Source organism: Mesorhizobium sp. M8A.F.Ca.ET.202.01.1.1 (assembly GCF_004791595.1).
Taxonomy (GTDB): domain Bacteria; phylum Pseudomonadota; class Alphaproteobacteria; order Rhizobiales; family Rhizobiaceae; genus Mesorhizobium.
On record NZ_SRUN01000015.1, the window covers coordinates 13,092 to 26,586 of the forward strand.

The window sequence follows — 13,495 nt, forward strand, 5'->3', positions numbered from 1 at the left end:
CTCGATGAATAAGTTGTTCAATTTTTCTAATCGCGACATTGAAGTCGCTCCATTCGTCGGGGACGATATTACTCCAGATGTTACTATTGCCACGCTCGGTGCGAATTTTGGCTGCCATTCCGCAGCTCGACGCGTCTGCGAAATTTTTGGCGACACAGCTAAGTCAACCGTGATTTGGCAAGCTGATGTGTACCATCACGCGCGGCGGCTAGCTGAAGCGCATAATATTTCGAATATTATCGACATTGGATGCGGAAATGGAGATAAGCTAGCTCATTATTTTCCAAGGGAGTCGTTTAATACGATCGGCGTTGATTTTCTCAGTTCACTGTTAGTCGCGAAAGGGAGGCACCTGGATCGCAGGTGGGTCGAGTGCGATATCACCCAATACACAGACATACGCCAAGTTTTCGAATCGCTTTCGGAACATCTACCCGCGGTCATCATCTTGAGTGACGTAATCGAGCATCTTGTGGATGTGAGACCTTTGGTTAGTGGAATGCGAACCTTGATGCGGCGCAATGAGCGAAGCCGCTTGGTTGTGTCGACGCCAGACCGATCAAGATTGCAAAAAACCGAAATCGAAGACCTGCCGAACAACCGCGCTCACGTAAGAGAATGGAATCTGGAGGAGCTTATCGCGTTTTTCATTTCTGCCGGTTTTTGTGTTGATCGCTGTGGCTGGACAAGAATGAACCAGTTTGACGAGTCGTTCTCTACGTCATATCTAGAGCTTTCATTTTCGACCACGCATTATCTTGACTGGCTCCTTGATGCTGGGTTGATCTATCACAAGCGCGAACCGCACCACATACTTATAACGTCGGAATTTCAGGGAGTTGGTGCTTCGGGCGGAATAGGCACGGTTGTCGAACAACAGCGACAGGCGTATGGGCCCGAAACTACCTTAGTAGTCTACGTGGGCCCACATACCCCGTTGCACAGCCTACATCGCAGAAAGCAGCTGACTACTCCGAGGCACCTATTTGCCGACGACTCCACTTTAAGACTGCCTACAGAAGATTTGGCTCTTGAGGCCATCCAACAACTGTTATTCTTCTTTCCTGACTTAGAGACTGTTCAGTATCAGGAATATCAGGGAATCGGCCTTCGGGTTGCCCAAGCGGGGCGGGCCGCGCTCTTCCCACCACAATTGAGAACGGTCGTCCATTGCCACGGAGCGGTGCACTATCTTGAGAATGGAATGCAGACGTGGATCGGAGCTTCGGCCGATCTCAGTGCGGTTCGTGAGAAGATAGCGATAGAACATTCCGACACGATCGTTTTCCCCAGCAAATTCCTGAAAAGGCTATACGAAGAGGCTGGGATAGCGTCCTTGCATCAGGACATCCGAGTGATTGGATATCCCTATAGCTTTTCGGCTGTCGACCATAGCGTGATCGGCTCAGTTGATAAGCTTGTATTCGTCGGCAAACGGATAAGCATGAAAGGCTTTCACCTTTTCTTGCAGACGATTGTTTCGTCGTCTGCTGAGCTTCTCGAAGCGGGAGTGAGATTTATCGTGATCATCGGCCCGAAGGCTGGAGAAGAAGGGCTGGCGTCACCCTTACTGGATCAGGTTCGAGCGCACTTTTTCGTGGATGAACATACCGATTTTCATCGTGACGATTTGCTTTTGTTCGCGAATGAACACGCTCGAAGTGCGCTGTTCGTCCTACCTTACCTAGCCGACAATCAACCACTTACGGTATTTGACATAATTGATGCTGGAGCGCTGCCGATATTGATGGATGCAGGCGGAGTTCCAGAGATGCTTCCGCATCAATGGGCAGCGCATGTCCTTTCCAAACCTACCTCAGAGGCGCTCAGCCACCGAATTCTTCATGTTGTTAATACCACGTCCAAGAAAAGAACGACACTTGCGCAGAGATTAAAGGCCGGCGTTATCCAGCATCAAGCGGATGTTAGACGTTCTCTGTCGGACGTATGCCGGCCGAAGAGTAAGGGAACACAAGGGAGCCAAGGACTGTTAACGACTACCGTGGTGATTCCATATTTCAATACCGACATTCAGTACATTAAAGATTTAACCTGGTCGCTTGAGAACCAGAGCCTGCCGCCAGATAAGGTGATTTTTGTCGATGACTGTTCCGACAAAAGCAATTACGAGGCACTGTTGGCATTTCTCAAAAAAGAGGTCAAACTTGATTGGTCAATTATTAGGCACAAGACAAATAAAGGATTGGCCGGAGCTAGGAATTCTGCCCTTGTGGCAGCCAATACGGCTTTGTTAATTAATGTCGATTCAGACGATATTCCTTTGAATAACTTTATCAGGGACTTGGCCGACTGTTTTAATAACAATCCTAACGCTGCAGCTGCTGTTCCTTTCTTGCAGGCCTTTGAAGATGGAACGAAGTTTGAGCTCCAACGATCAGAGAGTTACGTCTACCGGCCGCTCGGAGACGGCCTTATTGCAGCCCTAACGGACAATATTCTTGGCCATGCCAACTCTGGATTCCGCGTCGACCGGATCAGAGCGATGGGTGGCTGGGATGACACGGATAAGTCAAAATATGAAGACTGGGCGCTTTATATGCGGCTGATCTCGAGTGGGGAGCAGATCGCGATTGTTCCGCGCGTTGGCTGCCTATACAGGATTCGCAGCTCATCGATGGTCAGAACCTATGCAACGTGGCCTGGGCTTCGCCGTATTGCCCGTAATATTCAGGGCATCCCGCGATTCGACGCCTTTCGTATTGAAGCCCAAGCGTACGGCTACCTTAACGAAAGAAATCAACGAGAAGCTCTCAGTTCGGAGCTCAACTCTCTTAACGCACAAGTTGCCGCCCTGAACCAGGAGCGCGACTTCCTGCTTGGCACACTGGCGGCTCATCGTACGAGGAGAGCCGTCCGGATCACAGACGCTGTCGCACTGAGAATCGGCCGGTTTCCGATGCTTTCCAAGGCCATTCTGGGTGGTTTTAGGATCGCGTGTAGCATTGGAGCAAAGTGTCTGCGCGCGACAGACAGGCGCAGGCGTTGAGTCGTTATAGGGCCAGTGTCTGACGGATATTAATCGAGAAGATTGTCTATGTATAAGTTGTTTGACCAGTCACAGTTCTTTCGCGGCTCGAAGTGGGACTTCGATATAGCTCGCGCGAACAAAACCGCTTTGGAGAAATACCAGTCATTTTATTCTGCTATGGAAATCTCAGGCTTGCCGCCATATGATCTGGATCGCATAACCACTGCGATTTTTTACTTGCGCACGATGCTAATCCGGCATGGAATGATCGGCCAAGATAAAACCGCCGTTGAGATTGGCTGCGGCACTGGCAATAAATCTCTATCTATCAACGATCTATTCGGGCGATATATTGGTATCGATCTTCTAAAAGATCAGATACACGAGGCAAATCGGCGGGCAAGAAGTCTACGACAAGAGAATTTGTTTTTTGTGGCCGAGAATGCAGTTCGGGTCCTAAACAATCCAAGTGCGTTTGGAATTCCCGATGAAATCGACTTGTTGGTTCTATATGCGGTCATTGAGCACTTGACCCCTACCGAACGCGCGGACGTCCTTGCTTTGGCCGACGATGTCATTGGACGCGGCGGCCACGTATTGATCATGGAATCGCCCAATAGATTACTGCCATTTGACTCCCATACGACCGAAGCACATTTTTTTAATTGGTTACCTGATAGATTGGCGTTTGAATTCGCGAAGACAGAAGCAAAACGAAGCGAGATCGTTGCCGAGTTTGACAGTTGGTCCGGGGAACGATCAACGGAGCAACTTTACCGGATCGGACGCGGCGTCAGCTTCCATGACCTAGAGCAGGTATTTTCGTCGGACCTGGTTGATTATAGCTTTCCGATGCATTCGTTTTGCTGCGAAACACTTAATATGGAACCGATTCAGCACCAAGAGATAAATCTGCTAGGCTATCTGTCACGCAACGTTCCAGGGAAGCCTAATGCTAGCTTTGCAAGAGCATGGATTGACACGATCATAGGTGGACATGGGTCGGAAACATCAGACGTTCGATATCTATCGCCTTTTTGGCCTCTATGGCTGGTCCATGAGGAGCCCCCGATCTTTTGGCAATCTCCTTCAAAAACACTTTCAAGCCAGTCTGCCCAGTGGGAAGCCGAACCGAATATTGAAGGCGCTTCCGAAATCGCCTTCTGCTTCACAGGCGAAACAGCGGAGATTGCCATAGAGATCAAGGATTGTACGTCAGACCGGTTTGAGCTTGTAAATTTGACCAAGGCAAGACCGACGCGTTGGCACAATTCGTTTTCCGTCGCCTACAAAGTGGACAAGCCACTCACACACATCCGGGTTCGCTGCCTGAGTGGATCGGTTCAGTTTAACGGCGCCTTCGTCTCAGTGAGAAGCCAGAGACCCACTCGTCGACGTCCTCCCGCATTTAGACATTCTGAAAGCCGGTGATGAGTAACGCGTTAAGCGCACCCCCAACGCTTACCTACTCCGGCCGTCGAACGGACATAGCCAGATATTGGAACTCTTCAGTTGAGCGCAGGTTTGAAATTATTAGAGGCAACGACGCAAACAGCGTCCTAGGATACCAGCTCTGAATATGGTAGCCTAATTGGCTTGGAACGAAAGACAAAATGCGGGACAGATTCTTCATCCTTTTCGAAGCTAGGAGCGGATCATCGCACTTGGTTTCTCTGCTCAATTCGTCACCGAACGTGATCTGTTATTCGGAGATATTTGCAGGCCAGTCACTCGACGTATCTGATCAGCTGCTTCATGCGCTAGAAGCCGAAGCCCCGCTCCACAATCTAAATCCTTGGGTTTTGGATGACTATGGATCTGTGGATCCAGAAAAGGAGGCGATGTGCGTTGGTTTCAAGGCCAAACCTTACGATCTGCCCAGCAGCCGGACGCTGGACAAGCTTGAAGAGATGGGATTTAAGCTAATTCTTTTGACCAGAAGAAATATCATCAAGCAAGCAGTGTCCCGATCGACAGGGCTTAAGCTTTGGAACAAGATCGGCCTCTATAACGCTCCCGTAGGCGGAGATACGATCTCTTCGATTACCATTGACCCTTTGGAAATAATTGAAATTGCAGAGATATGCGACGAGGTCAGGACTAACCTATTATCCACCCTAGATCGCTGGAAGAATCAGACCCTACAAATAGAGTACGAAGACCTTCTATATAGGGAAGATTTTGTCTTAAAAAACTTAGCGCGCTTCTTATCGATTCCAGAGTTCCAATCATTCAGCAAGACAACGAAGAATACTCTGGATGACCTTTCAATGGCCCTGGATAACTACGATGAACTTGTGAAGGTTCTGAAAAACCACAAGTTTGAGATGTATTTAAAGTAGCTTTAAATACCAAAAACCGACCTTGATGCGCTATCTGGCTCGCAAATGTTGCACACCACCTCCCCCGTCGACTGCCGCCAGTCCGGCGCCGTCCATGCGAACACATCAGCGAATTTCGCGCTCGATAGCCGGGAATTGGCGGGGCGGCGCGCCTTGGTCGGGTAGTCCATCGTCGTGATATCCCGTACCCGCGCCCAGGGACCACCAGACTTCAAGCTTGTGTCGAGGATATGACGGGCAAAGCCGCTCCAGTTGGTGTCGCCCGTGCCGGCCAGATGATAGGTGCCGAACGCGGCGACATCCTTGTTGCCATGCAGCATGGCGGCCGCATGCAGGATCGCGTCGGCGATATCCAGTGCGGATGTGGGATTTCCCCATTGATCTGATACCACCGAAATCTCGTCGCGGTCGGCGGCGAGCCTCAGCATGGTTTTCACGAAATTCTTTCCGAACGGGCTGTAGACCCAGGCGGTGCGCAGGATCAGGTGGCGCGGATTGGCGGCGGCCACCGCCTGCTCGCCGGCGAGCTTGGAGGCGCCGTAGACACCGAGCGGCGCCGTCGGGTCGGTTTCGACATAGGCGTCGGCCTTGGTGCCGTCGAAGACATAATCGGTCGAAAGATGGATGATTGGAACACCAAGCCGCGCCGCGGCCTCGGCCACCTTGCCCGCACCCGTCGCGTTCACCGCGAAGGCCAGATCGGGCTCGTCCTCGGCCTGGTCGACGGCCGTGTAAGCGGCGGCCGACACGACGATGTCGGGCCTGGCGGTGATGGCATCGATGACGGTGTCGGGTCTAGCCAGGTCGAGCTCCGGGCGGCCGATGGCGACGACCTCGACGCCCGCGCGCGCCTGGCCGGCCGCGAGCAGGCTCGCCGCGACCTGGCCGTCGCGTCCGGTGACGAGGAGCCTCACACGCCCACCTTGCGCGCTTCGCCCAGTCTTTCGCCGGCATAGCGCTGCTCGCGGATCGGTCCCCACCACCATTTGTTGTCGAGGAACCAGTCCACGGTCCTGGCAAGGCCACTGTCGAAATTCTCCCTCGGCGTCCAGCCGAGCTCGCGGCTTATCTTGGAAGCATCGATGGCGTAGCGGCGGTCGTGGCCGGGACGGTCGGTGACAAAGGAGATCAGCTCGCGATAGCGCCTGCCGCCGGCGCGCGGACGCCTGGTGTCGAGCAGGTCGCAGATCGTCTCGACGACGGCGAGGTTGGTGCGTTCCGAATTGCCGCCGACATTGTAGCTCTCGCCCGGATGCCCCTTCGTGGCGACGAGTTCCAGGGCACGCGCGTGATCCTCGACGAACAGCCAGTCGCGCACATTGGCGCCGGCGCCGTAGACCGGCAGCGGCTTTTCATCGAGCGCGTTGAGGATAACGAGCGGGATCAGCTTTTCGGGGAAATGATAGGGGCCGTAATTGTTCGAACAGTTGGAAAGCACGACCGGCAGGCCGTAGGTTTCGTGCCAGGCGCGCACCAGATGGTCCGAAGCCGCTTTCGAGGCGGAATAGGGCGAGGACGGCGCGTAGGGCGTCTCCTCGACGAACATGCCGCCGTCGAAAGGCAGATCGCCGAACACCTCGTCGGTGGAGACGTGATGGAAGCGGAAGCGGCTTTTCCTGTCGTCGGACAGGCCGCGCCAGTATTCGAGCGCGGCGTTGAGGATCTTGTAGGTGCCGACGATGTTGGTCTCGATGAAGGCGCCCGGTCCATCGATCGAGCGGTCGACATGGCTCTCGGCGGCGAGGTTCATGACGATGTCGATATCGTCGCGGCGCAGTATGTCGAGCACCGCCCTTTCGTCACAGATATCGGCCTGGGCGAAGCTGTAATTGTGGGCATTCTCGATCGGCCGCAGCGAGGCCAGGTTGCCCGCATAGGTAAGCTTGTCGAGATTGGTCACCCGGTAGGCCGGATTGGCGCACAGATGCCGGCATACCGCCGAACCGATGAAGCCGGCACCGCCCGTCACCAGAAAATTCATCCCGCCGTCATTATGCACCACATGCTCCATCAGGCGAACACCTCGGCCGCGGCCAGCGTCGGCGCCTTGAGGTCCTTGTCCGAAAGCTGGAACCCGTCGGCCAGCGACGGCCATTCTATGCCGATGGCGGGATCGTCGAAACGGATCGACCGATCATGCTCGGGCGAATAGGTGTCGGTCACCTTGTACAGCACCTCGGTGTCGGGCACGAGCGTGACGAAGCCATGCGCGAAACCCTTCGGCACCAGGATCTGGTTGCCTTTTTCGGCCGACACTTCGAGGGCGACCCATTTTCCGAAGGTTTTCGAGGCGCGGCGGATATCGACAGCGATGTCGAGAATGCTGCCGCGGATAACGCGCAGCAGCTTGTCCTGGGCACGCGGCGCAAGCTGGTAGTGAAGCCCGCGCAGGACGCCCGGGGCAGCGGAATAGGAATGGTTGTCCTGCACGAAAGTCAGGTCGATGCCGGCCTGCGAAAAGCGCTCGGCATTGTAGGTTTCCATGAAGAAACCGCGTGCGTCGCCATGGCGCTTCGGCACGATTTCCAGCACCCCGTCGATGCCCAGGGATCTCACCTCCAGCATCTCAACCCTCCGAAAGATCGACGACGCGCCGGCGCAGATAGGCGGCGTACTCGTTCTTTCCCAGCCGGCTTGCGCGCTCCAGCACCATGTCCGCCGTCAGCCATCCCTGTTCGAAGGCGATTTCCTCCGGACAGGCGACCTTGATGCCCTGGCGATGCTCGATCGTGCGCACGAAGGAAGAGGCTTCGTGCAGGCTGTCATGCGTACCGGTGTCGAGCCAGGCATAGCCGCGTCCCAGCCGGTGAACATGGAGCTGGCCGCGCTCGAGATAGACATTGTTGACCGCCGTGATCTCGATCTCGCCACGCGCCGAAGGACGGATGGTCGGGGCGATGTCGACGACGTCATTGTCGTAGAAATAGAGACCTGTGACGGCCCAGTTCGACTTCGGCTTTTGCGGCTTTTCCTCAATCGTCAGCGCGGTTCCGGTCGCCTTGTCGAAAGACACCACGCCATAGCGTTCGGGATCCTCGACATGGTAGGCGAACACCGAGGCACCCCTCTGGCGCGATGCCGCGACGCGGCAAAGCTGCGATAGCCCGTCGCCAAAATAGATGTTGTCGCCCAGGATCATCGACACGCTGTCCTTGCCGATGAAATCGCGGCCGATGATGAAGGCTTCCGCGAGTCCATTGGGCTGCGGCTGCTCGGCGTAAGACAGGGCCAGCCCGAACTCCGACCCGTCGCCGAGCAAACCACGAAAAGCCGGCAGATCACGGGGCGTCGAAATGATCAGAATCTCTCGTATTCCCGCGAGCATCAGCACGCTCAGCGGATAATAGATCATCGGCTTGTCGTAAATGGGAAGAATTTGCTTAGAGACTGCTAATGTTAGTGGATAAAGACGCGTTCCACTGCCTCCAGCAAGGATAATTCCTTTCAAGAAGCTCTCCTCGACATGCCAAAGCCCCCCGGCCCTGTGTGCCTGTGCTTAGGTTTCATGCATTGGCTTGTCAATGCGGCACACGACAAACGCGTCGGCCATGTTGGATAGCGGCCATCAAGGCCGAGGCCTGACCACTGATCGCACTTTCGGTCTTGTCGAGAACGGGGCAGCGGCCATTGCGCAGGGTGGACGTTCCAACATTCAGGCCGCGGCCACGATCACATGTGCCTGGATTTTGGCGGCAACTGCGCCGCTGCCATGTCTGTCGGCAATGGCTGATGCCGCGTAGTCGGTCGCGGCGTCCAGTTTTCCAGCGTCCCTGGCCACGATTTCGGTGCGAAGGACGGTGCCCTGACAATAAGCGACGGCTGGAAGCCGTGGTGAGGATGCGCGGCTTTGCTCGGCTCTTGTCTCGATCGCGACATCGGACAAACCCGCGTCTTCAAGGTCGCGACGGATCAGCGCCTTATCGTGATAGCCGTGCGGCGTGCGTGCCAGGAAGCGCGGCGGATCGTCGGGAAAAATCCGCGCGAGGGCATTGGTCACATCATCGGCGAACACATTCTCCTCGATACGATCCCATACGTTGAACAGGAACCGGCCTCCCGGCTTCAGGACCCGCCTGGCTTCGCGGTAGGCGGAGGCGCGGTTTGGAAAGAACATCGCACCGAACTGGCAACAGACGAGATCGAAGGCCGCATCCTCGAACGGCAACGCCATCGCATCCGCCTGGCGCCATGTGATGCGGCTGTCGGGTGTCTGTCGCGAGGCGGCGTAGTCGAGCATCGGCTGGTTCAGGTCGGTCACGACATAGCTTGCGCCAGGGGCCAGTCTTGGCGCCAATGCGCGGGTGACGACCCCGGTGCCCGCGGCGATTTCCAGGACAGCCCCCGGCGACAGGGCCGCGGCTCGGCGCGCGATATCCGCGGCGAACGGCTCGAAAATCAAAGGCACCATGTACCGGTCGTAGTTTTCAGGAATCGAGCCGGCGAACAGTTTGTCCGTTTCCAACATGGCAATCCCCACCGTCTGATGACTTGGGGAGACTAGCACATATTTTTGTTCCTGGTCTTTTTCGACCGCGAGCCGGTCTTTACGTGGTCAAGAACGCGTTCATCACACTCAACGCGGCCCAAAATAACCCAGGTACCACTCGACGAACCGCCCTACCCCCTCCGTGACGGAGGTCCGGGGGCGGTAGCCGACCGCCGCTTGCAGTGCCGAAGTGTCGGCGAAGGTGTCGGGCACGTCGCCGGCCTGCAGCGGCAGGAGTTCGATCACGGCCTTGCGGCCAAGCGCGTTTTCCAGCGCCTCGACATAGGCGGTCAGCTTCACCGGATTGTTGTTGCCGATGTTGAAGATGCGCCAGGGCGCGCTGCTGGTCGCCGAATCCGGATGGCTGGAATCCCAGGCCGGGTTGGCCGCGGCGGGGCTGTCGCTGGCGCGGATCACGCCTTCGGCGATGTCCTCGACATAGGTGAAGTCGCGCGTGTGGTTGCCGTTGTTGAACAGCTTGATCGGCTCGCCGGCCAGGATGCTCCTGGTGAACAGGAACAGCGCCATGTCCGGGCGCCCCCAGGGACCGTACACGGTGAAGAAACGCAGCCCCGTGGTGGGCAGGCCGAACAGATGGCTGTAGCTGTGCGCCATCAGTTCGTTGGCGCGCTTGGTGGCGGCGTAGAACTGCAAGGGATGGTCGGCCGGGCGATGCTCGGAAAACGGCATGTCGGTGTTGGCGCCATAGACACTGGAGGTGCTGGCATAGGTCAGGTGCCCGACACGGCTGCCGCGGCAGGCCTCGAGCATGTTGGTGAAAGCAACGATGTTGCTTTCGACATAGGCGTGTGGGTTTTCCAAGCTGTAGCGCACGCCTGCCTGCGCGGCCAGGTGGATCACCCGGTCGAAGGCGTGGTCGGCAAAGCAGCCGTCGACCACGCTGCGGTCGGCGAGATTGCCATGGATGAAATGATAGCCGGCATTGGTGCCGCGACCCGCCTCGGCCAGCAGCCGCAGCCGCGCCTCCTTGATCTCAGGGTCGTAGTAGTCGTTGATGCTGTCGATGCCGACAACCTCGTCACCGCGCTCCAGGAGCCGCCTGGCGACATGATAGCCTATGAACCCGGCAGCGCCGGTGACCAGAACCTTCATCAGAACCGCCCGTCCGTGACATGGCTGGGAAACAGGCCCGAACTCATCGCAGGCCAAGCTCCGGCCCGAAGTGATCCGGGCCGGATGTTCTCAAATCAGGAGCGCTTCAGCAATGACCAGACGGCCGGCACGAGGCTGGCCGCGAGAGCCACCTTGATCAGGTCGCCGACGATGAACGGCACGACGCCGAACTGCCAGGATTTTTCCGGGCCGATGAGCAGCGCCAGCCAGGCAAAACCCATTGCCATCATCACCACTTCGGCAACCAGCATGGCGTTGAAGAGCTTGATCGGATGACGGTCCCAGCCGCGGTCGGCGGCCCAGCCGACAATCGCCGCCATGACCACGAAGCCGGCGAGATAGCCGCCGGTCGAACCGAGCATATAGGCGATGCCGACGCCTTTTTCCGGCGTGCCCTGGAAGACCGGGAAGCCCATCGCGCCTTCCGCCATGTAGAGCAGCAAAGTGGCGACGCCGAGCCGCATGCCGAAGGCGGCGGCGATCAGGAAGACGGCGAGCGTCTGCATCGAGATATCGACAGGCCCGAGCACTACCCTGGTCTTGGCCGAAAGGGTCAACAGCAGTGTCCCGGCAATCGCCAGGAAAAACTGCGTCGCCAGCCGCGCGGCACCATCTTGCGGCAGGGCCAGAAAAACAAGCGGGCGCGTCGTCGTTGCGGTTGTCATGATCTTCCCCAATTCAATCTTGCCGCGAACCAGAAATCGCGGTCTTGCGTTTTCCTATATTGGCTTGCGTGCTATGCGGCAATCGGTTTTGCCGTTCCGGGAACAATGTGCCGACATGGCTCTCAAATTCGATACCAGCTTCGACCCCGCTTATGGCCAAGGCGTAAGCGTGGCCCCCGACGTGCAACGTGTCACCGCCCGCAATCCCAGTCCCTTCACCTTTCATGGCACCAACAGCTATGTCGTGGGACGTGACACGCTGGCGGTGATCGATCCCGGACCGGATGACGAGGGGCATCTGCGGACCTTGCTCGACGTGATCGCCGGACGGCCGGTCAGCCACATTTTCGTCAGCCACACGCATCGCGACCATTCCCCGCTGGCGGCCCGGTTGAAGGAGCGCACCGGCGCCCAGGTGCTGGCGGAGGGACCGCACCGGCCGGCGAGACCCTTGCATATCGGCGAAACCAATGCGCTCGACGCCAGCGCCGACACCGCTTTCATCCCCGACATCGCGTTGCCGGACGGCGAACTGGTCAGCGGCGACGGCTGGACGATCCGAACGGTGCTGACGCCCGGCCACACCGCCAATCACGCGGCATTCGCGCTGGAAGGCACCGAAATCCTGTTTTCAGCCGATCATGTCATGAGCTGGGCAACCTCCATCGTCGCGCCGCCGGACGGGGCAATGGCCGATTACATGGCATCGCTCGACCGGCTGATCGAGCGCGGCGATCGCCTGCTGCTGCCTGGCCATGGCGGACCAGTGACTGCGCCGCGCGCTTACATGCGTGGACTGAAGACGCATCGCAAGATGCGCGAACGGGCCATACTGGAGCGGATCAGAGCCGGCGACAGGACAGTCCCCGACATGGTCAGGGCGATCTACAGGGATACCGATCCACGGCTGCACGGCGCCGCCGGCCTGTCGGTGCTTGCCCATCTGGAGGATTTGGTGGCGCGCGGCGTCGTGGCGACAAACGCCGCCCCAGCCATAGATGGCATTTTCACGCCGGTCCGATAGGTCTGCCCCACACCCAAGCGTTCACCCTACCGCCGTCGCAGGCGCGAATTCGCGCGGAAATGGCTACTCGGCCGGCGCCGCGCCGACCTGGCCGGCGACTTCCTGATCCAGTTCCGCCAGGAAATCGGTGATGCGCGCGGCATTGTCGCCAAGGTCATGGCGGCCGTAACGCGAGGCCGAGCGCATGTCGACGATGACCGTGTCGCCGTCATCCATGACGCGAATGGCGACGTCGGCGGGAAGGCCGAGAACGAAGCTCGAGGCAATGGCGGTGATGGTCACCTCTGTCTGTCCGGCGAGTTCGGGATAAGGCTCCGAAAGGTCCCAGCCGCGCCGGTCGAGCACGGTTTCAACGGCGTTGACGATGGTCTCAAATGGCAGGTCGTAGCTGCGTGCGGTGACCAATGGATAGCTGTCGGTCTGCAAACTCTGCTCACCCGGCGTCGGCGGAGACAGCACGTTCATGTCCTTGGTCCGGTCACCGACATCGAGCGCGGGCGGTTCATCGAAATCGGTCGAGATGTCCCGCAGCGGCGGATAGATCGTCGCCCAGTAGGCGGCAACGCCATAGGGGGTGAGCACCAGCAGCGCCAGCACGGCGCCGACGGTGAGATCGCGGCCACCACGGTCACCAAAATTCCACAGCCTCGCAAAGGCCAGGCCGGCAAGCAACAGCGCCAGCGCCGCCAGCAGGGCGACAATGCCCAACACCCACAGGAACACCGGCGTTTGAACGAGGCCGAAGCGATGGCCGACAAAGTTCGTCAGCAAAAGCACCGCCGAAAAGGCGGCCGTGCGCCGCGACCAGCTGGCAGCCTTCGACGTTTGCCGTTCGGGAATGCTAACCATTATTCT

General features: G+C 57.7%; 12 protein-coding genes. 4 read left to right on the forward strand and 8 right to left on the reverse strand.

Features of this window, described 5'->3' with window-relative positions:
- Positions 1-4 precede the first annotated feature (4 nt).
- The 3 genes from EN845_RS27475 to EN845_RS27485 all read left to right on the forward strand — a co-directional run bounded on the left by EN845_RS27475 (position 5) and on the right by EN845_RS27485 (position 5,331).
- On the forward strand, positions 5-3,007 hold the full coding sequence (locus tag EN845_RS27475) for a glycosyltransferase (RefSeq protein WP_167531496.1): 3,003 nt from the start codon (positions 5-7) through the stop codon (positions 3,005-3,007).
- 48 nt (positions 3,008-3,055) lie between these two features.
- Positions 3,056-4,420, forward strand: coding sequence for a class I SAM-dependent methyltransferase (locus tag EN845_RS27480; protein ID WP_127873148.1), 1,365 nt, complete (start codon positions 3,056-3,058; stop codon positions 4,418-4,420).
- 182 nt (positions 4,421-4,602) lie between these two features.
- A complete protein-coding gene (locus EN845_RS27485) occupies positions 4,603-5,331 on the forward strand; it encodes a hypothetical protein (RefSeq protein ID WP_127873147.1) in 729 nt (242 codons plus the stop codon).
- Positions 5,332-5,333: 2 nt separating this feature from the next.
- Here the strand turns inward: EN845_RS27485 and rfbD are convergent, their stop codons facing one another.
- The 7 genes from rfbD to EN845_RS27520 form a co-directional block, all read right to left on the reverse strand.
- Positions 5,334-6,245: a dTDP-4-dehydrorhamnose reductase gene (gene rfbD, locus EN845_RS27490; RefSeq protein WP_127873146.1), complete on the reverse strand. Its 912-nt coding sequence runs from the start codon at positions 6,243-6,245 to the stop codon at positions 5,334-5,336.
- On the reverse strand, positions 6,242-7,312 hold the full coding sequence (rfbB, locus tag EN845_RS27495; protein WP_127873162.1) for a dTDP-glucose 4,6-dehydratase: 1,071 nt from the start codon (positions 7,310-7,312) through the stop codon (positions 6,242-6,244). The genes rfbD and rfbB overlap by 4 nt, the downstream gene beginning before the upstream one ends.
- Before the next feature lie 29 nt (positions 7,313-7,341).
- A complete protein-coding gene (gene rfbC, locus EN845_RS27500) occupies positions 7,342-7,896 on the reverse strand; it encodes a dTDP-4-dehydrorhamnose 3,5-epimerase (protein WP_127873145.1) in 555 nt (184 codons plus the stop codon).
- Position 7,897: 1 nt separating this feature from the next.
- Positions 7,898-8,779: a glucose-1-phosphate thymidylyltransferase RfbA gene (gene rfbA, locus EN845_RS27505; RefSeq protein ID WP_127873144.1), complete on the reverse strand. Its 882-nt coding sequence runs from the start codon at positions 8,777-8,779 to the stop codon at positions 7,898-7,900.
- A gap of 204 nt (positions 8,780-8,983) precedes the next feature.
- Entirely contained in the window at positions 8,984-9,796 is an 813-nt protein-coding gene (locus EN845_RS27510; RefSeq protein WP_127873143.1) for a class I SAM-dependent methyltransferase, read from the reverse strand.
- A 108-nt stretch (positions 9,797-9,904) separates the two neighbouring features.
- Positions 9,905-10,930 (reverse strand): NAD-dependent epimerase, encoded by a 1,026-nt coding sequence (locus EN845_RS27515; RefSeq protein WP_127873142.1) that lies wholly within the window; start codon positions 10,928-10,930, stop codon positions 9,905-9,907.
- A 95-nt stretch (positions 10,931-11,025) separates the two neighbouring features.
- Positions 11,026-11,616, reverse strand: a complete 591-nt coding sequence (locus EN845_RS27520; protein WP_127281119.1) for a biotin transporter BioY — start codon at positions 11,614-11,616, stop codon at positions 11,026-11,028.
- 115 nt (positions 11,617-11,731) lie between these two features.
- Here EN845_RS27520 and EN845_RS27525 point away from each other — a divergent pair, with 115 nt between their 5' ends.
- Positions 11,732-12,640: an MBL fold metallo-hydrolase gene (locus tag EN845_RS27525; protein WP_127873141.1), complete on the forward strand. Its 909-nt coding sequence runs from the start codon at positions 11,732-11,734 to the stop codon at positions 12,638-12,640.
- Between the two features lie 63 nt (positions 12,641-12,703).
- Here the strand turns inward: EN845_RS27525 and EN845_RS27530 are convergent, their stop codons facing one another.
- Positions 12,704-13,489, reverse strand: a complete 786-nt coding sequence (locus EN845_RS27530; RefSeq protein ID WP_127873140.1) for a DUF1499 domain-containing protein — start codon at positions 13,487-13,489, stop codon at positions 12,704-12,706.
- Positions 13,490-13,495 lie beyond the last annotated feature (6 nt).

Excerpts from the sequence above, each read along its gene's own strand:
- EN845_RS27475 (WP_167531496.1), top strand. The coding sequence starts at position 5 with ATGAATAAGTTGTTCAATTTTTCTAATCGCGACATTGAAGTCGCTCCA.
- EN845_RS27480 (WP_127873148.1), top strand. The coding sequence starts at position 3,056 with ATGTATAAGTTGTTTGACCAGTCACAGTTCTTTCGCGGCTCGAAGTGG.
- EN845_RS27485 (WP_127873147.1), top strand. The coding sequence starts at position 4,603 with ATGCGGGACAGATTCTTCATCCTTTTCGAAGCTAGGAGCGGATCATCG.
- rfbB (WP_127873162.1), bottom strand. The coding sequence starts at position 7,312 with ATGAATTTTCTGGTGACGGGCGGTGCCGGCTTCATCGGTTCGGCGGTA.
- rfbC (WP_127873145.1), bottom strand. The coding sequence starts at position 7,896 with ATGCTGGAGGTGAGATCCCTGGGCATCGACGGGGTGCTGGAAATCGTG.
- EN845_RS27510 (WP_127873143.1), bottom strand. The coding sequence starts at position 9,796 with ATGTTGGAAACGGACAAACTGTTCGCCGGCTCGATTCCTGAAAACTAC.
- EN845_RS27515 (WP_127873142.1), bottom strand. The coding sequence starts at position 10,930 with ATGAAGGTTCTGGTCACCGGCGCTGCCGGGTTCATAGGCTATCATGTC.
- EN845_RS27520 (WP_127281119.1), bottom strand. The coding sequence starts at position 11,616 with ATGACAACCGCAACGACGACGCGCCCGCTTGTTTTTCTGGCCCTGCCG.
- EN845_RS27525 (WP_127873141.1), top strand. The coding sequence starts at position 11,732 with ATGGCTCTCAAATTCGATACCAGCTTCGACCCCGCTTATGGCCAAGGC.
- EN845_RS27530 (WP_127873140.1), bottom strand. The coding sequence starts at position 13,489 with ATGGTTAGCATTCCCGAACGGCAAACGTCGAAGGCTGCCAGCTGGTCG.